Source organism: Streptomyces composti, from assembly GCF_012034205.1.
Classification (GTDB): domain Bacteria; phylum Actinomycetota; class Actinomycetes; order Streptomycetales; family Streptomycetaceae; genus Streptomyces; species Streptomyces composti.
In genome coordinates this window covers 1-19,893 of the sequence record NZ_JAATEM010000042.1, presented here as the reverse complement: position 1 = coordinate 19,893, position 19,893 = coordinate 1, and the positions used below count along the sequence as shown (strand labels likewise).

Annotated in this window: 17 protein-coding genes; 11 read left to right on the top strand and 6 right to left on the bottom strand. The window is 74.0% G+C overall.

The genetic code is table 11. From position 1 onward, the window contains the following. Positions 1 to 31: 31 nt before the first annotated feature. Positions 32 to 1,369, bottom strand: coding sequence for a cation:proton antiporter (locus tag HCJ93_RS27065; protein ID WP_240967906.1), 1,338 nt, complete (start codon positions 1,367 to 1,369; stop codon positions 32 to 34). A 941-nt stretch (positions 1,370 to 2,310) separates the two neighbouring features. Between HCJ93_RS27065 and HCJ93_RS27060 the strand changes: the two genes are divergently transcribed. From HCJ93_RS27060 to HCJ93_RS27050, 3 genes are all read left to right on the top strand, one after another. Further along, the gene (locus HCJ93_RS27060) at positions 2,311 to 2,535 is read left to right on the top strand and encodes a hypothetical protein (protein WP_167998458.1); all 225 of its coding nucleotides are present in this window, start codon (positions 2,311 to 2,313) and stop codon (positions 2,533 to 2,535) included. Positions 2,536 to 2,603: 68 nt separating this feature from the next. Then, positions 2,604 to 4,322, top strand: coding sequence for an HEXXH motif domain-containing protein (locus HCJ93_RS27055; RefSeq protein WP_309141514.1), 1,719 nt, complete (start codon positions 2,604 to 2,606; stop codon positions 4,320 to 4,322). Between the two features lie 344 nt (positions 4,323 to 4,666). Continuing rightward, a complete protein-coding gene (locus HCJ93_RS27050) occupies positions 4,667 to 5,893 on the top strand; it encodes an arginine deiminase (protein WP_167998457.1) in 1,227 nt (408 codons plus the stop codon). Positions 5,894 to 5,993: 100 nt separating this feature from the next. On the opposite strand, the gene HCJ93_RS27045 is transcribed toward HCJ93_RS27050, so the two are convergent. The 4 genes from HCJ93_RS27045 to HCJ93_RS27030 form a co-directional block, all read right to left on the bottom strand. Beyond that, entirely contained in the window at positions 5,994 to 7,910 is a 1,917-nt protein-coding gene (locus HCJ93_RS27045; protein WP_167998456.1) for an amylo-alpha-1,6-glucosidase, read from the bottom strand. Then, complete coding sequence (locus HCJ93_RS27040; RefSeq protein ID WP_167998455.1) at positions 7,907 to 9,238, bottom strand: MGH1-like glycoside hydrolase domain-containing protein; 1,332 nt, start codon at positions 9,236 to 9,238, stop codon at positions 7,907 to 7,909. The genes HCJ93_RS27045 and HCJ93_RS27040 overlap by 4 nt, the downstream gene beginning before the upstream one ends. After that, the gene (locus tag HCJ93_RS27035; RefSeq protein WP_167998454.1) at positions 9,235 to 10,041 is read right to left on the bottom strand and encodes a sugar phosphate isomerase/epimerase family protein; all 807 of its coding nucleotides are present in this window, start codon (positions 10,039 to 10,041) and stop codon (positions 9,235 to 9,237) included. Before HCJ93_RS27035 ends, HCJ93_RS27040 begins: the two co-directional genes overlap by 4 nt. Positions 10,042 to 10,227: 186 nt before the next feature. Next, complete coding sequence (locus HCJ93_RS27030) at positions 10,228 to 11,274, bottom strand: zinc-dependent alcohol dehydrogenase (protein WP_167998453.1); 1,047 nt, start codon at positions 11,272 to 11,274, stop codon at positions 10,228 to 10,230. A gap of 199 nt (positions 11,275 to 11,473) precedes the next feature. On the opposite strand from HCJ93_RS27030, the gene HCJ93_RS27025 reads away from it, so the two are divergent. From HCJ93_RS27025 to argF, 6 genes are all read left to right on the top strand, one after another. After that, positions 11,474 to 12,877, top strand: coding sequence for an ABC transporter substrate-binding protein (locus HCJ93_RS27025; protein WP_167998452.1), 1,404 nt, complete (start codon positions 11,474 to 11,476; stop codon positions 12,875 to 12,877). A gap of 46 nt (positions 12,878 to 12,923) precedes the next feature. Then, positions 12,924 to 13,937 carry a carbohydrate ABC transporter permease gene (locus HCJ93_RS27020; RefSeq protein WP_167998451.1) on the top strand — a complete coding sequence of 338 codons (1,014 nt, stop codon included), beginning with the start codon at positions 12,924 to 12,926 and terminating at the stop codon, positions 13,935 to 13,937. Beyond that, entirely contained in the window at positions 13,937 to 14,803 is an 867-nt protein-coding gene (locus tag HCJ93_RS27015) for a carbohydrate ABC transporter permease (protein ID WP_167998450.1), read from the top strand. The genes HCJ93_RS27020 and HCJ93_RS27015 overlap by 1 nt, the downstream gene beginning before the upstream one ends. A gap of 18 nt (positions 14,804 to 14,821) precedes the next feature. Beyond that, positions 14,822 to 16,024, top strand: a complete 1,203-nt coding sequence (locus HCJ93_RS27010) for an ROK family transcriptional regulator (protein ID WP_373563618.1) — start codon at positions 14,822 to 14,824, stop codon at positions 16,022 to 16,024. A 76-nt stretch (positions 16,025 to 16,100) separates the two neighbouring features. Next, positions 16,101 to 16,973, top strand: coding sequence for a Gfo/Idh/MocA family protein (locus HCJ93_RS27005; RefSeq protein WP_167998449.1), 873 nt, complete (start codon positions 16,101 to 16,103; stop codon positions 16,971 to 16,973). A 60-nt stretch (positions 16,974 to 17,033) separates the two neighbouring features. Further along, complete coding sequence (gene argF, locus HCJ93_RS27000; RefSeq protein ID WP_167998448.1) at positions 17,034 to 18,032, top strand: ornithine carbamoyltransferase; 999 nt, start codon at positions 17,034 to 17,036, stop codon at positions 18,030 to 18,032. 11 nt (positions 18,033 to 18,043) lie between these two features. Here argF and HCJ93_RS26995 read toward each other — a convergent pair whose 3' ends face one another. Continuing rightward, on the bottom strand, positions 18,044 to 18,499 hold the full coding sequence (locus HCJ93_RS26995; protein ID WP_167998447.1) for an ATP-binding protein: 456 nt from the start codon (positions 18,497 to 18,499) through the stop codon (positions 18,044 to 18,046). A 255-nt stretch (positions 18,500 to 18,754) separates the two neighbouring features. Here HCJ93_RS26995 and HCJ93_RS26990 point away from each other — a divergent pair, with 255 nt between their 5' ends. Together HCJ93_RS26990 and HCJ93_RS26985 are read left to right on the top strand one after the other, a co-directional pair. Continuing rightward, entirely contained in the window at positions 18,755 to 19,582 is an 828-nt protein-coding gene (locus HCJ93_RS26990; RefSeq protein ID WP_167998446.1) for an enoyl-CoA hydratase family protein, read from the top strand. Positions 19,583 to 19,584: 2 nt separating this feature from the next. Further along, a partial coding sequence (locus tag HCJ93_RS26985) for an NAD(P)-binding protein (protein WP_167998445.1) occupies positions 19,585 to 19,893 on the top strand: 309 nt, incomplete at its 3' end.

Genomic DNA, 19,893 nt, shown 5'->3' with positions numbered 1-19,893 from the left:
CGAGTGTGGACAGGTGCTCGGGGTGTCCCTGTCAGCTCAGGTCGGCGACCGGGGCCGTGCGGGTGCCGTCCTGCCCGGGCGTCAGGTGCCGGGGCGGGCCGGCGTCGTACGGCGGTCTGCTGCGCTCCCGTCCGGCCGGGAGGCGGGTCAGGCGCAGCAGCGGCTGGGTCAGCAGCGTGGTGGCCAGGGCCATGAAGACCAGGACGGTGTACAGGCCGGGGCCGAGCAGGCCGGCGCGCAGCCCCGCGTCGAGGGCGATCAGCTCGGTCAGGCCACGGGCGCTCAGCAGGACGCCCACGGTGCGGGCGTCCTGACGGCCGAGACCGCCGAGCCGGGCGGCCGCCGCCCCGCTGCCCACCTTGGTGAGCACCGCCAGGACCGTCACCGCGAGCAGGGCGATCCAGCCCGCGGTGCCCATGGTGTTCAGCGTGACGGCCCGGCCGGAGAGCACGAAGAAGAACGGCAGCAGCAGCGAGCCGACGTCGTTCAGCGGACGCAGCAGATCCGGGTCCAGGGTGCCGTCCGGCTCGCGTGGGGTGACCACTCCCGCCAGCAGCGCACCGAAGATCACATGCAGGCCCACGGCGTGCGACACCCCGGCCGAGGCGAGGGCGAAGCCGATGAGCAGCGCCGACCGCAGCGCCGGGGAGGTCCCCGGGCGCCACAGCAGCCGGCGCAGCACCGGCCTCGCCGCGAGCAGCATCAGGACCACGAATCCGGCGGCGAGCAGCAGGCGCCAGGGCCAGGTGAGCGCGTGGCCGTCGCCGCTGTCCAGCAGGGTCACGGCCAGGACCGCCCAGCACACCACGTCGAGCAGTCCGGCCGCCGAGACGGCGACCACGCCGGGCACCGTCGGTGCGAGGCCGTTCTCCCGCACGATCGCGGTCAGCACCGGCACCGCCGTTATCGACAGCGCGAGCCCCGCGAACACCAGCACGGCGGGGGACGGGTCACGCGGCATGCCGAGCCCGCTGAGCTGCTCACGGAAGAGCAGCGCCCCGCCGGTGCCCGCCGCCATGGGCACCGCGAACGAGGCGAGCGCCACCGTCACCGTCGTCCGCGCCCTGTCGCCCAGCACCTTCAGATCCAGCTCGTAGCCCACCGCGAACAGGAAGACCACCAGGGCGAACTGGGCGAACCCGGTCAGCGCAGGGTCGATCTCCTTGGGGAACAGCCGCGCGTACACGCCGGGGGCCACGCCGCCGAGCAGCGAGGGACCGAGCGCCATGCCCGCCACCAGCTGGCCTGTGATGTACGGCTGGCCCAGGCGCCGGGCGGCCCAGCCCCCGGCGTGCGCGGCCACCAGGATCAGCGCCGAGGCCCCCACGAGGTGGGTGATCAGCGCGTCGGGGCTCATGGGTCCGCTCATGTGTCCCCCTCTCTCTTCCAGCAGGTCCGGTCCCTCGGCCGGTCGCCGCAGGCCGGGGTGTGTGATCCACAGCCGTCGCACCGTACCGGCCTGCTGACGGCGCATCGGCGGTCGTACACGCCCAGTGGTGGATCACCGGAAGCAGGCGCCGGTGATCGCCGACGGCGCGCGGGAGCGCTGCGCCGTTCGCGGGGCGGGCGTCCGCCGTCCGGCCGCCGGGGGCGGACGCGGTGGCGACACGGACGGGCGGGGTGTGCGCCCCTCGTGCCTCGTCCGGCGGTCCGGGCGACCGCGCGTGCCGTCATGCGCTCCTCATGCGCCCGTTGGGCACGGGCTCCGGACGCCCCGCCGGTTTGCGTACGCATCCGGCGCGGGGCGGGCCTCCCGATGCGGAGGGATGGTTTCCGGCCGTATGGGCACGCCTCGCGCCCCTCACAGGAGCGGGTCGTGCTCTGCCGTACCCCGGTCTCGGGCCGGTCCGGCGCCGGGGCGCCGGAAGACCGGCCTCCGCCGGGCCCGGCCGTCCGGGCCGCACCCGCCCGCCGCCCGCCCGGATGCCCGCCGTACCCGCTGCATCGCCGCTGATGGCGCCGCGTGCCGGGCCGCGCCGGGCCGTCCCGCACCCCGTCCCCGCGGCACCACTGGCCCGCCCTGTCACGGCGTGCCCGGCCCGTGGGTCACTGCGGGCCCACCGGCAACGTCCGGCGGACAGCGCGCGATGCGCGGAGGTGTACGCGGAACCGGCCGCCGCCGCGGCCCAGTTGCCGCGCGAGACGCGAAACAGGTGCCCTGTCAAGGGAGTTGGGCGCCTCATCCGTACCTACGCACGATGCATGATGATCGGGTGGCGTGATCGTATGGTTTTCGATGCGGGCATCAGTGGCCATGATGGATAGGGACACGGGGCATCGCGTGCCACCGTGCGAGAAGGGGGACGCACCTTGCATCAGCCGCCCGCTCAGCGCAACGCCGTTGCCGCCGCCCGAGAGCCCGGCATCGCGGCCGGGGCTGCCGTCGTGGAGTCGGACCTGGCGGACCTCGCGGCTCTGCCCCTCACCGCCGTGGACCGGCTCGCTCCGCTCCGGCCCGGCACCCGCCTTCTCACCGAAGTCCTGCGATCCCGGGGCGGCATGAAGGGCGGGGGCGAGACGGGCCGCGCCGAGTAACACCTCGCCGCTGCGGGAAAGCGCCCCGCAGCGCTTTCGCATGCCCGCCCACCGACCGGAGGTCACCGGTGACGACCGCCGAGCAGCGCCCCACCCCGTTCCGCATGCCCGAGCACCTGTTCGCGGAACTGGCCGCCGGCGGAGGCTCCGCCGAGGCCCTGGCCTTCCTCGAACGGGCCGAGCGCGCCCGCCGGTTGCTGCTGCTGCGCACCGTCCTGGACCACCTTCAGGACCTGCCCACACCGCTCACCCCGGCCGCCGAGGCCTGGCGGCTGCTGAAGGAGGCGGCCGAGCGCGCGCCCGAGCCGGTGGACCGGCTGCTGCTCGCACCGACCACGGGCGGCTGGATCGCCCACCTGCTGCGCCGGGTGCACGGCACCGCGACCGGACCGCCGCTGTGGGCCGAAGCGGGGCGGCTCAACGCGCTCACCGTCGCCGCGGCCCTGCACGCCGGCACCGACACCGACCTGCTGGTGCCGCTGGTCGACGGAGCCCTGTCCCTGCCGGGGCTTGGCACCGCGTGCCTTCCGGAGGGCGCCGGAGGGCTGACGGCCGGCCGGGCCAGGACCCGCGCGGGAGAACTCACGCTCACCGGGCCCGACCGGGCCGGGCGTCCCGCCTCCCTGAGATGCCGTCCGCGACCGGTGCCCGTCGGCGACGCCGCCCGCACCGAGACGCTGCACTGGCTGCCGCTGCGCACGCTCACCACGCCCGCCGGCGACGCCGCCGTCCAGCTGGAGGACCTGGACCCCTACCGCGACCTCGACGGCCCCGTGCCGCCCGCCCGCCTGGACGCCGACGAGGCCCGGGCCTGGCAGCGGCTGTTCGACGAGGCCGCCGGCATCCTCGCCGCGGCGGGCGACGCGGGCCCGCCCGGACGGCTCGACCCCGCCGTGATCCGGACCATCGTGCCCTGGGAGCGGACCAGCCTGCTGCCCGAGCCGCCGCCCGACGTCCGGGTGTCCGCCTCCAGCGGCGACTCCTACGGCGCCATGGTCATCGCCCGGCCCGCCTCGGCGACCGCGCTCGCCGAGGCGCTGGTCCACGAGTTCCAGCACAGCAAGCTCGCCGCCCTCATCCACCTCTTCCCACTGCTCGACGACGACCGGGCCGAGCACTACTACGCCCCCTGGCGCCACGACCCGCGCCACCTCACCGGCCTGCTGCACGGCGCCTACGCCTTCACCGGCGTCGCCGGATTCTGGCGCGACCGTCTGGCCGAGCCCGAGCACGCCGGGACCGCCGCCTACCACTTCGCGCTGCGCCGCACCCAGAGCCGGCTCGTGGTGCGCACCCTGCTCACCAGCGGCCGGCTCACCCCCGCCGGGCACGCCCTCGTCACGGCCCTCGCCCGCACCCTCGACGGCTGGCTGCGCGAGCCCGTCGACCCGGCCGCCCTCACCCGGGCCCGCACCGCCGCCGCCCTGCACCGCACCGAGTGGCGCCTGCGCAACGTGGCCCGCCCGGCCGGGACGCAGGGCGCCCCGCTCGCCGGTGACGCACCGCCCGGCACCCCGCCGCTGCGCCCCGACCGCGCTCCCTGGCCCGACCACCGCACGCACGCCTTCGCCACCGCGCCCGAGCAGCCGCGCACCCCCGACGAACACCTCGCCGCCGGCGACCCGGCCGCCGCCCTCGAGGGCTACGCCAAGGAACTGGCCCGCGAGCCCGGCGACCCGCATCTGCTCGCCGGCTGGATCGTCGCCCGGGCCGCGCTGGAGCCGGGCTCCGCCGCCCGGCGCATGCTGGCCCGCCCCGAACTGCTGCCGGCCCGGCTCGCGGGGTGACCCGCCGGCCCGCGCCCGGCAGGGTGCCGCTGCGCCCACCTCACCGCCCCCGCCGGGCGCCGCCGGCCGGGAACGCCGGAGGCCGGCGGACAGGGAGTCCCGCCGCACCAGGTCGGCCATCCGGGCCGTCGGCGTCGCCCACCTCCCCACGCTCGGCTCCGCCCGGGAGGGACACCCACACCGCCCCGGCGGCACGACGGCCCCTGAGCCGGTTGAGGACACGACACGCCAGGCAGTGGGTCCGCGGGGAGGCCCGGGCGGCTGACGGGCCCGCGGCTGCCGGGGCACCGACGAGTCTGCGCAACAGGGGGGTGAACAGGCGCTCGAGTGGTCAGGATGGAGGCATGACCTACCACGTCGACTCCGAGGCCGGGCGACTGCGCCGCGTCATCCTGCACCGGCCCGACCTCGAGCTGAAACGGCTGACGCCGAGCAACAAGGACGCGCTGCTCTTCGACGACGTGCTCTGGGTGCGCCGGGCACGTGCCGAGCACGACGGCTTCGCGGACGTGCTGCGGGACCGGGGCGTCACCGTGCACCTCTTCGGCGATCTGCTCACCGAGACGCTGGAGATCCCGGCCGCGCGGGCACTCGTCCTGGACCGGGTCTTCGACGAGAAGGAGTACGGACCGCTGGCCACCGACCATCTGCGGGCCGCCTTCGAGACCCTTCCCGCGGCGGAACTGGCCTCGGCGCTGGTCGGCGGCATGACCAAGCGGGAGTTCCTGGACGCCCACGCCGAGCCGGTCTCGGTGCGCTTCCACGCCATGGAGCTGGACGACTTCCTGCTCGACCCGCTGCCCAACCACCTCTTCACCCGGGACACCTCCGCCTGGATCTACGACGGGGTCGCCATCAACGCCATGCGCTGGCCGGCGCGGCAGCGCGAGACGGTGCACTTCGAGGCGATCTACCGGCACCATCCGCTGTTCACCCGGGAGCGCTTCAACGTCTGGTCCGAGGGGCAGGCCGACTACCCGTCCACCATCGAGGGCGGCGACGTGCTGGTCATCGGCAACGGCGCGGTGCTGATCGGGATGAGCGAGCGGACCACCCCGCAGGCGGTGGAGATGCTGGCGCACAAGCTGTTCGCGGCCGGTTCGGCGCAGACCATCGTGGCCCTGGACATGCCGAAGAGACGCGCCTTCATGCACCTCGACACCGTGATGACGATGATCGACGGTGACACCTTCACCCAGTACGCGGGTCTGGGCATGCTGCGCTCGTACACCATCGAACCGGGCGCCGGCGAGAAGGAGCTGAAGGTCACCGACCATCCGCCGGAGCACATGCACCGCGCCATCGCCGCCGCCCTGGGGCTCAGTGAGATCCGGGTGCTGACCGCCACCCAGGACGTGCACTCGGCGGAGCGCGAGCAGTGGGACGACGGCTGCAACGTCCTGGCGGTGGAGCCGGGCGTGGTCGTCGCCTACGAACGGAACTCCACCACCAACACGCATCTGCGCAAGCAGGGCATCGAGGTCATCGAGATCCCCGGCAGCGAACTGGGCCGCGGCCGCGGCGGCCCCCGCTGCATGAGCTGCCCGGTGGAGCGCGACCCGGTCGGCTGAGTCCCGGCGCGGCGTGAGCCGGACCGCCCGGCGGGCGTCCCGGAGCCGCACCCACGGCCCGCCGGGAGGCCACGCCGAACGGCCGCCGACGCCCTCCGTCTCAGTGGCCGCCCCGCAGGGCCGTGAGCAGGGCCAGCGGAGTCGCCGCCGCCCAGGCCTGCGGGGAGCAGGAGTGCGGGTAGGGGACCGGGGCCGGGTGGTCGGTGGTGGAGTAGCCGGCCATCACCTCGGGGAGGCGCCAGCCGTGCTGCTCCGCCGCTGCCAGGAGCCCGTCGGCCAGGGTGCGCAGCTCCTCGGTCAGGCCGTGACGGGCCAGGCCGAGGGCGATCACCGCGTTGTCGTGCGGCCAGCAGCTGCCCCGGTGGTAGGAGAGCGGGTGGTACGGGGCCTGCCCGGAGGCGAGGGTGCGCACCGCCCAGCCGGAGAAGAAGTCCGGCTCCAGCAGCCGCCGTCCGACCCGCGCCGCCCGCTCCGCGTCCAGGATGCCCGACCACAGCAGATGCCCGGCGTCGGAGGCGAGCGCGTCCGCCCGGCGCCCCTCGCCGTCCAGGGCGAGGGCCGGGAAGTCCTGCTCCGGCAGCCAGAAGTCGCGGTGGAAGCGGGCCCGCAGATCCGCCGCCACCGACTCGAGACGGTGGGCGTAGTCCGGGTCGTCCCACACCTCGCGGGCCAGCTCGGCGGTCCGCACCAGCGCGTCGTAGGCGTAGCCCTGGACCTCGGCGACCGCGACCGGGCCGGTCGCCTCGGTGCCGTCGGCGAAGCAGATCGCGCCCGCGGAGTCCTTCCAGTTCTGGGTGACCAGACCGTTCGGGTCGGGCGTGTAGACCAGCCAGCCGTGCTCGGTCAGCCCGCCGTCGCCGAGCATCCAGTCGACGGCGGCCCGCGCGTGGCGCTCCAGCCGGGCGGCCAGCTCCCGGTGGGCGTGCAGCAGCACCAGGAACAGCGGTGTGGAGTCGACCGCCCCGTAGTAGCGCCCGAACGGGACCTGCCGGAAGTGCGCCAGCTCCCCGCTGCGCACCTCGTGCACGATGCGCCCCGGCTGCTCGTTGCGGAGAACGTCGTACCCGGTGCCCTGGGTCGCGGCGAGCGCCAGCAGGGTGTGCTCGGCCAGCGCGGGACGGTAGGGCAGCGCGAACAGCGAGGTGAGCAGCGAGTCCCGCCCGAACAGGGTGAGGAACCAGGGGATTCCGGCGCCGGGCACGCGCAGCTCCTCGCCGTCGGGTCCGGTGGCCGGCACCCGCAGCAGGGCGAGGTCGGCGAGCCCCTGGGCGCAGGCGCGGGCCAGCCGGTCCGTGCCCTCCACCACCCAGGGCAGGGCGAACTCCTCGATGTCCGCCGCCAGTTCGGCCGCCGCCCGGGCTGGGGACGCCACCTCGGACACCGCCCGCCCGCCGGGCGTGCGGGCCTCGGCCCGCACCGTCAGCTCCGCCTCGCCGTGCGGCGGCAGCGTCAGTGTCCAGCCGAGCAGCACACCCTCCCCGGTGTCCCGGACCGAGTCCGGGGCCGGGGTGCCGCGCACCGTGGTGGACGCCGACCAGTCCTCGCCCCGGCGGTAGCCGAACTCGGCGCCGTCGGGCAGCACCTCGACCGACCGCCGGCCGTCGCCCTTGTCGTACTCCCGCCCGTCCGACCGCAGCTCGAACTGGTCCGCGAAGTCGGCGTCGGCCACCAGCTCCAGACGGACCGTCGTCCCCACCGGCCGGTTGCCGACCAGGCGCAGCCGCTCCAGCAGCACTCCGGAGGCGACCGCCTGCTCACGGAAGACGGTGTACGCGGCGGGCTCGTCCCGCACGCCCCGCGGCATCAGCACCGACACCGCGGGCACCGCGCCGTCCGCCGCCGGCGACAGCACCGACGGCTCCGCGCCGTCCACGGTGAGCCGCCAGCGGCTCAGATGCCGCGCGTCGCAGCGGAACAGGCCGTCGGGGGCCGTGCCCCGGCGCCCGGTGATCCCGCCGGACGGGCTCAGCGCCGCGAACGTGCCGTCCCTCACCAGAAGCACCTGGTCTCTCCTCATGTCGTCACCGCCGTCACCGTCGTCATCGCCAGGTCCAGCGCCAGCGCCGCCGTCCACGCGAAGCCGCGCGTGCCGTGCCCCTCACCGGTGAACGGGTCGACGTACTCGGCGAACCGGGACTCCACCGCGCCCGAGACCACCGCGGAGCGCAGCGCGTCCGCGTCGCCGAGCAGCCCGTACTGCCGCAGCCCGCGCTCGATCACCCACGCGGTGTTGAACCAGGCCGGCCCGCGCCAGTACCGCGAGGGGTCGAACGCCGGTCCCTTCAGGTCGTACGAGGGCACCAACGGCAGCTCGCCGAGCCGGAAGTGCGGGCCGGTGAGGGTGGCGTGCAGGGCCCCGACGACCTCGGCGGGCAGACCGGGCACCAGCAGCGGCATCAGCCCCGCGACTCCGCGCTCGTCGATCGGTTCGCCGGAGATCACGTCCCGGCAGCGGAAGATCCCGTCCCTGGCGTCCCACAGCCGCTCCAGCAGCGCGCCGGTCAGGCGAGCCGCCCGCTCCCGGTGCGGCGCGGGGTCCGCGCCCACCTCGGCGGCGATCCCGGCGAGGGCGTGCTCGGAGGCGATCAGCAGCGCGTTGGCGCCCGGGTCCTCCACGGCGAAGGCGTGGGCGTCGTCGGCGTAGCCCCGGTCTCGGTAGTCGGCGGCGAGCCGCACATAGCGGCCGTAGTCCAGGTCGGTGGGCCGGTCCGCCGGGTCGCCGTGGTCGAGGTCGGCGCGCCGGTACGAGCCGGCCGGCACCGGCTCGATCCGGGACAGCGGGCCGTCCCACACCGGGCTGTTGTCCATGCCCGGCTCCCACGGGTGCACGTTCGCCGTCAGGCCGGCGCCGCCGAGGTCGCGGCGGCCGGTGAGGTAGGAGTGCCAGGCCACCAGCCGCGGATACACCCGCTGCAGGAAGCCGCGCCGCTCGGAGGCGGCCGGGTCGGCCCGGTGCACCAGCCATGCGGCGAGCGCGTGCACCGGCGGCTGCACCAGACCGGAGGTCTCGGTGCCGGCCGGCGCCCCGCTCGCGGCGCCCGCGGCGCTGCTGCGCCAGAAGTCGGGGCTCGGGAAGTACGCGGTGTGCGGCACCGAGGGGTTGAACACGATGTGCGGGACGCGCCCGTCGCCCCACTGGGCGCCGAGCAGCGACTCCAGTTCGCGCTGCGCCCGGCGCACCGACAGATGGCGCAGGCCGATCGCGATGAACGCCGAGTCCCAGCTCCACTGGTGCGGATACAGGGTGCGGGAGGGCACGGTGGAGGAGCCGGTCCAGTTGCGCACCAGCACCGCCGCCGCGGAGGCGTACACGGACGGGGGAGCGGTGTCCAGGAGCACGGTCACGCCCCGTACCTCCGCAGCGTCGCCGGAACGGACCGGACCGCCTCGACCGGGTCGCCGGTCAGCCGGCACTCGGCTGCCAGCCAGCCGTCGTATCCGGCGGCCCGCAGCGCTCCGATCCACGACTGCCAGTCGAGGTGCCCCGCGCCGGGCTGGAAGCGGTTGGAGTCGGAGACCTGCGCGTGTCCGATCCACTCCGCGTGGGCCAGGATCGCGGCGGCCGGGTCGGCCTCCTCGATGTTCATGTGGTAGCTGTCGATGCCGATCCGCACCGAGTCCAGTCCGGTCTCGCGGATCAGCCCGGCGGCCTGCTCGAGACGGTTGACCATGTGGTCCTCGTAGCGGTTGAGCGGCTCGAGGAAGAGGGTCACGCCCTCCCGGCGGGCGTGCTCGCCCAGTTCGGTGAGCCCGGCGAGCAGCACCTCGCGGTCCTCCTCCTCGCTGCGCGGCGGCTCGAAGGGCGGCAGCCGGCGCGAGAACATCCCGTACGAGGCGGGGGTCTGCGCGCCGAGGCCGCCGATCTCGGCGATCACCGACAGCTGCGACTTCATCTGCTCGACGGCGTCGCGGCGCAGCCCGGCGTCGAAGGCGCCGAAGAAGTGCAGCATGTCCACGCAGACGGTCGGCATCACCACGCCGTCGGCGAGCGCCTGCTTCAGCTCGGGCAGCCGCTCGCGGAAGCGGAAGTCGCCCTGGGCGCGCAGCTCGATGCCGTCGTAGCCGGCGGCCTGCGCGAACTCCCACTTCTCCTGGAGGGTCTCGCCGGGGAGCAACTGCTCCTGGGCCGCGGTCTTCAGGGGCTTCATGGTGTCTCGGGGTGCCTTCCTGGGGTGGGCGCCGGGTGCTTCCGCACGGGCTTCATGTGCTTCAGAGGGCCTGACCGGCGCCCCGGTGTCAGGTCCGGGGCGCCTAGCTGGTGGGGGGAACGGCGACACGGCGGGCAGACCGCGACTCTTCCCGGGGGCCGCGGGGGCCGGGACTGCGGGGCGGGCTCAGAACGAGAGCACGACCTGGAGCGCGTCGCCCGGCCGCTCGTCGAGCAGCGCGTACGCCTCGGCGGCGTTCTCGACCGGTACGACATGGCTGACCAGCGAGGTGACGTCGACACGGCCGGCCGCGACCAGGGAGAGGAAGGTCTGCTGCAGCCGCTCCACGGTCCAGCGCCCGGCGAGGTGCGGCGGCACTCCCCCGATCTGCGAGCAGATCAGCCGCACCCGGTTGTGGTGGAACTCGTCGCCGAGCCTGAGCCCGATGCCGTCGCCCTGGTAGAAGCCGGAGGCGACCACCGTGCCGTCCACGGTCACGGACCGCAGCGCGGTGTGCAGGGCCGGGTGGACGCCGCTGATCTCGATGGCGGTGTCGGCGCCGCGCCCGCCGGTGGCCGCGCGGATGGTCTCGGCGACCGCGTCGGTGCGGGCGTTGAGGGTGCGGTCGGCGCCGTACTTGCGGGCCCACTCGAGGCGGCCGTCGAGCGCGTCGACGGCGGTGACGGTGGCGCCGCTGAGCTGGGCGAGGCGGGTGGTGAGCAGCCCGATGACGCCCTGCCCGAAGACGGCGACCTCCTCGCCGAGGTGGATGCCGGCGGCGAGGACCGCGTTGTATGCGATGGCGCCGACCCGGGCGAAGGACCCGGCCAGGGCCTCCAGGCCGTCGGGGAGGGTGTGACCGGTCAGCCGCTCGGCCGGGACGACGCCCTCGCTGCGGTGGCCCCAGATGCCCCACACCAGATCGCCCGCGGACGGCACGCCGGGGCTGCCGTCGACGTCGGGGGCGACCTCGGTGACCTCGCCGACCTCGGAGTAGCCCCAGCCCGCGACCGGGTACTCCATGCCCGCCGCACCCTCGCGGAACAGCCGTGCCCCGGGGTCCCAGGTGCGGGTCAGGTACGGGTTGGTGCCGCGGTAGGCGGTGAGCTCGGTGCCGGCGGAGATGCCCGAGAAGCGGGTGCGCACCCGCAGGTGCCCGTCGGGCAGCGGCTGGCTCCGGTGCTCGGCGACCTCGACCTGGCGGGGGCCGGTGAACTGGACGACGCGTTCCACGTGATGCTCCGGGGGAGGGGCGGCTGGGGCGGGCTGGTGTCCGCGGGCGTTAACGGCTTGTGTCGAAGATACGTCAGACTTATGTCTTGTCAACCAGCAAAAGTGATGGTGTGATGCATCGCGGCAAGGCTTAAGGTGCGTGACGGCCGGCCCTCTCCGGGCGGTCCCGCCCCCGTCGAAGCGCGGTAAGGATCACCACATGCTCAAGCGGTTCCGGCGGTCGAGGACGACCGTGGCCCTTCTCGCGGCGTCCCTCGCCGCGGGCGTGCTGGCCGGGTGCTCGTCCGCCAGCGGCCCGGACAAGCCCGACAACAAGATCACGGTGTGGTCCGAGGAGAACCTCACGCCCCGGATCGCGGCGACCGAGAAGGTGATCGCCCGGTTCGAGAAGGAGACCGGCATCGAGGTCGAGCTGGTCGGCGTGGCCGAGAACCAGCTCCCGCAGCTGATCATGTCCGCCGCCGCCTCCGGCAACCTCCCCGACGTGATCGGCGCCGTCCCCCTGGGCCAGGCCTGGCAGATGTACAGCAACGGGCTGCTCAACACCGAGATCCCCGAACAGGTGGTCGACGGGCTCGGCGAGGACACCTTCGACGCCAACGCGCTGAAGCTCACCCGGGACGGCGGCACCCGGCTCGGCGTGCCCTCCGACGCCTGGCTCCAGTTGCTCGTCTACCGCAAGGACCTCTTCGACCGGGCGGGACTGCCCGCCCCCGACACCTACGAGAAGGTGCTCGAGGCCGCGGACACGCTGGACACCAGGGGCCGCTACGGCATCTCGGCGGCCACCGACCCGGGCGACGTCTTCACCCAGCAGAGCTTCGAGAACCTGGCCCTGGCCAACGGCTGCGAACTGGTCGGCGCCGACGGCGGGGCCGACCTCGACTCACCGGCCTGCGAGCGGGCCTTCGCCGCCTACGACCGGCTGGCCCGCGAGCACGGCGCCCCGGGCACCCAGACCGTGGACTCCACCCGCGCCACCTACTTCGCCGGCCGCTCCTCCATGATCATCTGGTCCTCGTTCCTGCTGGACGAGCTGGCCGGACTGCGCAAGGACGCCCTGCCCAGCTGCGCGCAGTGCACGGGCGACCCGGAGCACCTGGCCAGGAGCAGCGGCATCGTCACCTCGCTCAAGGGCCCCGACGGCGCCGAGCCTGCCCAGTACGGCGAGATCACCTCCTGGCTCACCACCAGGACCGCCGAGACCGAGGCCTCCCGCAAGTTCATCGAGTACATGATGGGCGCCGGCTACGAGGACTGGTTCGGCATGGCCCCCGAGGGCAAGATCCCGGTCCGCGCCGGCACCGCCCAGGAGCCCCGGCGCTACCTGGACGCCTGGCGCTCCAGCGAGATGGGCGTCGACACCCGCAAGCCGATGGACGAGATCTTCCCGCCCGAGCTGCTCGACCAGCTGGCCGACGGCATCGGCCACATGAAGCGCTGGGGCATCGAGCAGGGCGCGGGCCCCCTGGTCGGCGCCACCAACGGAGAGCTCCCGGTGGCCAAGTCCATCGGGGCCATGACCAGCGGACAGACCGGGCCCGCCGAGGCCGCCCGGCAAGCCCAGGAAGAGGTCGAGGCGCTGCGGCAGTCGCTCGAGTGACCGCCACCGATCCCCGGCCCGTCCCCCTCACCGAGGTACGCAACCCATGACCACAACCCACAGCCGGACCGCGTCACCCGGCTCCGCCCCCGCAGGCGGCGGGCGGAAGACCCGCGGCCGTCCGCCGCTGACCGCGAGCCGCCGGGAGAACCGGGCCGGCCTGGCCTTCGTCACCCCCACCTTCCTGGTGGTGCTGGTCGTCGTGCTCATCCCGATCCTGTGGACGGTGCTGCTGGCCTTCCAGCACGCGGGCCTGGTGGACATCCAGGGCATGGGCGTCTTCGGCAACTGGACCCTGGACAACTTCCGCGACGTCCTCGGCTCGGCCGGCTTCTGGTCCAGCCTCGCCACCACGCTGATCTACACCGTCGGCGCCACCGCCGGGTCCATCGTGCTCGGCCTGATCGCCGCGCTCGCCCTGCGCAAACCCTTCCGCGGCCGGGGCCTGCTGCGCGGCTCGATGCTGCTGCCGTACGTCGCCCCCGTCGTCGCCGTCGCCTTCGTCTGGGAGGTGGCGCTCAGCCCGCAGTACGGCATCGTCAACGACTGGGGCGCCGCGCTGCTCGGCTGGGACGACCCCATCGCCTTCCTCTCCACCCGCGAGTACCGAGTGAGCCTGCTGGGCCTGGAGTTCGACATCCCGCTGGCCCTGCTGACGGTGATCGCCTTCGAGATCTGGCGCTACTTCCCCTTCGCCTTCCTCTTCCTGCTCGCCCGCCTCCAGGCAGTGCCCGACGGTCTCGAGGAGGCCGCGACGGTGGACGGTGCGACCGTCACCCAGCGCTTCCGGCACATCCTGCTGCCGCAGCTGATGCCGGTGATCGCGCTGCTGTGCGTGCTGCGCTTCATCATGACGTTCAACAAGTTCGACGACGTCTACCTGCTCACCGGCGGCGGCTCCGGCACGGATGTCGCGGCGGTGCGCGTGTACGACTTCCTCACCTCCCGCTACGACGTCGGTGCCGCGGCGGCGCAGGCCCTGGTGCTCGCCGTCGTCCTGATGGTGCTGCTCGGCATCTACTTCAAGTTCTTCGCCCGGAAGGTGCAGGAGGAGGCCTGATGACCCGCGCACAGTTCGAGGACCGGTTCTTCCGGATCGCGCGCTGGGTGGTCATCGCCTTCCTCGCGGCGATCACCCTGGTGCCCTTCTCCTACATGGTGATGCTGTCCCTGAAGCCGATCGACGCGCTGCTCGTCGACCCCGGCTCGCTGTGGGTGTCCGCCGAGGAGTTCACCCTCACCACCTACCGGGACGTGCTGAAGTCCACCGACGACGGCGGTCAGGGCTTCCTGCGGCTGATGCTGAACTCGGCGCTGGTCTCCCTCGGCACCGTGGCCCTGACCCTCGCGGCGGCCGTCCCCGGTGCCTACGCCATCAGCCGGCTGAGGTTCTTCGGCGGCCGGCAGGTCAGCGCGCTGTTCCTCGCCGTGTACCTGTTCCCGGCGACGCTGCTGGCGGTGCCGCTGTTCGTGATGTTCGCCAAGATGGGACTGGCCGGGAATCTCCCGGGCCTGGCCATCGTCTATGTGGCGCAGACCGTGCCCGTCTCCATCTATATGCTGAAGAACTACCTGGTCACCATCCCCGCCTCGGTGGAGGAGGCGGCGGCGCTCGACGGCTGCTCGCGGCTGCAGACCGTGCGCAAGGTGGTGCTGCCGCTGGCCCTGCCCTCGCTGATGGCGACCGGCCTGTACGTCTTCATGATCGCCTGGAACGAGTTCCTGTTCGCGCTGCTGTTCCTGGCCGCCGACCCGGACACGTGGACGGTGTCGCTGGGCCTGGCCCAGCTGGCGGACGGCGTCGAGGTGTCCAAGACCGTGCTGATGGCGGGCTCGGTCATCCTCACCGTCCCCGTGGTACTCCTGTTCTTCGCCGCCGAGAAGCTCCTGACCGAGGGGCTGACCAGCGGCGCGGACAAGGGCTGAGCCCAGGGGAGGGGAACCGTGGTGGTGTCGGGAGCACAGTCGAGCGCGGGTCATCTGCTCGCGCTCATCAGGACCGGGGCCGCGGTCACCCGCGGCGAGCTGCAGCAGGCGACCGGCCTGTCCCGGTCCACGGTCGGGCACCGCCTCGACCAGCTGTTCGCCGCCGGGTGGATCCGCGAGACCAGCACCGGACCGTCCACCGGCGGCCGTCCCTCGGTGCACCTCGAGTTCGACGCCGGTCACGCCGTGGTGCTGGCCGCCGACCTCGGCACCCGGCACGCCCGCGCGGCCGTGCTCGACCTCGCCGGGCAGGTGCTGGCCGAACGGACCGGACCGCTGCGCATCACCGACGGGCCCGAACCGGTGCTGGACGAGCTGGGCGGCTGGTTCGCCGGCCTGGTCGCGGAGTCGGGCCGGGACGCCGCGGAGGTGTGCGGCATCGGCCTGTCCGTCCCCGGCCCCGTGGAATGGGAGTCCGGGCGGATCGTGCAGCCGCCGATCATGCCCGGCTGGGACCGCTTCCCGGTCCGCGAACGGCTGCGCGAGGCGTTCCGCTCCCGCGAGCCGGGCGCCGCCGGCGACATCCCCGTGCTGGTCGACAACGACGCCAACCTGATGGCCTACGCCGAGCAGCGGGCCGGCCACCCCGACTGCGGGGCCTTCGTCCTGGTCAAGGCCTCCACCGGCATCGGCGCGGGCGTGGTGGTCGGCGGGCGGATCTACCGGGGCATCGACGGCGGCGCGGGCGACATCGGCCACGTCCGGCTGCACGACAGCGCCGAGGCGCTGTGCGCCTGCGGCTCCTACGGCTGCCTGGCGGCGGTGGCCAGCGGCGGCGCCATGGCCCGCCGGCTCACCGAACTGGGCGTGCCCGCCGCCTCCGGCTCCGACGTGCGGGCCCTGCTGGCCGCCGGGCAGCCCGACGCGGTGCGGCTCGCCCGGCAGGCGGGCATGCGGGTCGGCGAGGTGCTGGCCACCGTCGTCACCCTGCTCAACCCCGGGGTGCTGATGATCGCCGGCGATCTCGCCGGGACGCCGTTCGTCACCGGGGTGCGGGAGGTGCTGTACCAGCGGGCCATGCCGCGCACCACCGCCCACCTCGAGGTGGTCACCTCACGCCTCGGCGAGCAGGCGGGCCTCGCGGGCGCCGCGGCGATGGTGGTGGAGCACCTCTACGCCCCCGATGTGGCCACCGCCCGGCTCGCGGACATCGCGGCGTAGGGCCGAGCCGGGATCCACGTCGCGGCGAGCGAACGACGCCGACGGACCAGAGCAGATCACGAACCGGAGCCCCTCGATGACAGTCACCCCCGTCCGCGTCGGTCTGGTCGGTGCCGGGCCCTGGGCCCGCACCATGCACGCCCGGATGCTCGCGGCCGGTCCCGAGACCAGCCTCGCCGGTGTCTGGGCCCGCCGCCCGGAGGCCGCCGCCGAGGTGGCCGCCCCCTACGGTGCCCCGGTCGCCGCGTCCTTCGAGGAACTCCTCGACACCTGTGAGGCGGTGGACTTCGCCGTGCCCCCCGCCGTGCAGGCGGATCTCGCCGTGCGCGCGGCCAGGGCGGGCAAGGCGCTGCTCCTCGAGAAGCCGCTCGGCCCGGACCTGGCCGGCGCACGCGCGGTGGCCGAGGCGGTCGCCGAGTGCGGAGTGGTCTCCCAGCTGGTGCTGACCAAGCGCTATCACCCGGCCACCCGTGACTTCCTGCGCCGCGCCGCCGCCCTGGGCGAGGTGCGCGGCGCCCGCTCCTGCTATCTGCACGGCGGGTTCCTCGGCGGTGAGCCGGCCACCGCCTGGCGCCTGGAGCACGGGGCGCTGCTGGACCTCGGCCCGCATCTGATCGACCTGCTGGACGAGGCCGTGGGCCCGGTCGTCTCGATCCGCGGCACCGGCGACCCGCGCCGCTGGATCGAGCTGACCTGCGAGCATGCCGACGGGGCGGTCAGCCAGGCCTCTCTGTCGGGCGCGGTGCGGCTGCCGGGGGTGCGCACCCGCGTCGAGCTGTTCGGGACCGGGAACGAGCTGGTGTACGACACCGCGGGGATCGACCATGAGGAGTGCTGGCCGGTGCTGCGCCGGGAGTTCGCGGCGGCCGTGCGCGCCGGCAGGTCCGGCGGGCTGGACGCGGCCCGCGGCCTGCGGCTGCAGGAGCTGCTGACCCGGGCACTGGACTGAGAGGCGAGTCTGTATAGTGATGCATTCGTTCGTATAGTCATCAAGGATCCGGGAGCTCGCATGGCGACAGACCTCGGCGGCCGCCACTTCCTGAAGGAGCTCGACTTCACCGGCGAGGAGCTCCGGCATCTCCTCGCCCTCGCCGCGGAGCTCAAGGCCGCCAAGAAGGCGGGCACCGAGACCCAGCGGCTGCGCGGCCGCAACATCGCGCTGATCTTCGAGAAGACCTCGACCCGCACCCGCTGCGCCTTCGAGGTCGCCGCCGCCGACCAGGGCGCCCACACCACCTACCTGGACCCGACCGGCTCACAGATCGGGCACAAGGAGTCGGTGAGGGACACCGCCCGGGTGCTGGGCCGGATGTACGACGCCATCGAGTACCGCGGGGACAGCCAGGCCAAGGTGGAGGAGCTGGCCCGGTACGCCGGGGTGCCCGTCTACAACGGGCTCACCGACGACTGGCACCCCACCCAGATGCTCGCCGACGTGCTCACCATGACCGAGCACTGCGCCAAGCCGCTCACCGGTATCGCCTTCGCCTACCTGGGCGACGCCCGCTTCAACATGGGCAACTCCTACCTGGTCACCGCGGCCCTGCTGGGCATGGACGTGCGGATCGTCGCGCCGAAGGCGTACTGGCCGGCCGAGGAGATCGTGGACCGCGCCCGCGAGCTGGCCGCCGCCAGCGGGGCCCGGATCACGCTCACCGAGGAGGTCGCCGAGGGCGTGGCCGGCGTGGACTTCGTGGCCACCGACGTCTGGGTGTCCATGGGCGAGCCCAAGGAGGTCTGGGCCGAGCGGATCGCGGCCCTCGCCCCCTACGCGGTGACCATGGACGTGCTGCGCGCCACCGGGAACCCCGAGGTGAAGTTCCTGCACTGCCTGCCCGCCTTCCACGACCTCGGCACCGCGGTCGCCCGTGAGGTGCACGAGGCTCACGGCCTGGACTCGCTGGAGGTGACCGACGAGGTCTTCGAGTCGGCCCACTCGGTGGTCTTCGACGAGGCGGAGAACCGGATGCACACCATCAAGGCGCTGCTGGTCGCGACCCTGGGCTGACCCGCGAGGCGCTACGCGGTCCCCCGGCGCTGCCGGGGGACCGGGGAGAGGTGGAACCACACCGCCTTGCCGGACTCGGTCGGGCGGTGCCCGCAGGACGAGCTCAGGGCGCGCAGCAGCAGCAGACCGCGCCCGTGCTCCTGCCAGGGGTCGGGCTCGCCGGAGGACGGCCGGGTCAGATTGCCGGGCGGCTCCGGGTCGCCGTCGTGCACCTCGACCCGGCAGCCGCTGGGCAGCAGCCGCACCACCAGCTCTATCGGCGTGCCCGCGCAGGTGTGCTCGACGGCGTTGGCCACCAGTTCGGCGGTCAGCAGCTCCGCCGTGTCGCGGTCGGCGGAGTGGTCCTGCTCGGTCAGGGCCGTACGGACCAGCGCACGGGCCACGGGCACCGCGGCGGTGCTGTGCGGCAGCGCCACGCGCCAGGAGGCGGGGGCGGAGGAGCGTTCGTACAAGGCGGGTCCGTTCATGGCAGCAGGCCGTCCTGCTTTCAATTACTCAATGGTACGGCCGGGTGATCCCGGCACCGGACGGCCTACCCAGCGCGCTCCGCGGCCTCCCCTCCCGGCCGGCTCCGTTACCTCCCTGTGGGCGAGCCGTGACGAACGCGGCGGTCGTCTCGCATGTCGTATTGCGCCTACCTGACGACAGTCACGAATGAGTGATAGCTTCGGGTGGTAGAGCTCAGCGAGCCGTGCCGCGCCCGCTTCGAGGAGGCCGCCCTGATGAGTCCCTTCACCGGCTCCGCTGCCCGCACCGCCCGCTGGGAGCATGTGCGTGTCGGCATCGACGACGGCGTCGCCACCGTCACCCTCGCCCGCCCCGACAAGCTCAACGCGCTCACCTTCGGCGCCTACGCCGACCTGCGCGACCTGCTCGCCGAACTGTCCCGGGAGCGCGCCGTACGCGCCCTGGTGCTGGCCGGCGAGGGGCGGGGCTTCTGCTCCGGCGGCGACGTCGACGAGATCATCGGCGCCACCCTCGCCATGGACACCGCTCAGCTGCTCGACTTCAACCGGATGACCGGCCAGGTGGTCCGCGCCATCCGGGAATGCCCCTTCCCGGTGATCGCCGCCGTCCACGGGGTGGCGGCCGGCGCCGGCGCGGTCCTCGCCCTGGCCAGCGACTTCCGGGTGGCCGACCCGACCGCCCGGTTCGCCTTCCTCTTCACCCGCGTCGGCCTGTCCGGCGGCGACATGGGAGCGGCCTATCTGCTGCCCCGCGTGGTCGGCCTCGGCCACGCCACCCGCCTGCTGATGCTCGGCGAACCGGTCCGCGCCCCCGAGGCCGAACGCATCGGCCTGATCAGCGAGATGGCGGAGGACGGCGGCGCCGACCCGGCCGCCCGGGCACTGGCCCGCCGCCTGGCCGACGGCCCCGCCCTGGCCCACGCCCAGACCAAGGCGCTGCTCACCGCGGAGCTGGACATGCCCCTGGCGGCCTCCGTCGAACTCGACGCCTCCACCCAGGCCCTGCTGATGAACGGTGAGGACTACGCCGAGTTCCACGCAGCCTTCACCGAGAAGCGGCCCCCGAAGTGGCAGGGGAGGTAGCGATGCCCTCCACCCAGCACATCGCGATCGCCGGCGGCGGCCCCGGCGGCCTCTACGCCGCCGCCCTGCTCAAACGCCTCGACCCCACCCGCCACGTGACCCTCTGGGAGCGCAACGCCCCCGACGACACCTTCGGCTTCGGCGTCGTCCTCTCCGACGAGACCCTCGGCGGCATCGAGCACGCCGACCCCGTCGTCCACGAGGCACTGCGCGAGGAGTTCGTCCGCTGGGAGGACATCGACATCGTGCACCGCGGCGACCGGCACACCTCCTCCGGGCACGGATTCGCCGCCCTCGGCCGCCGCCGGCTC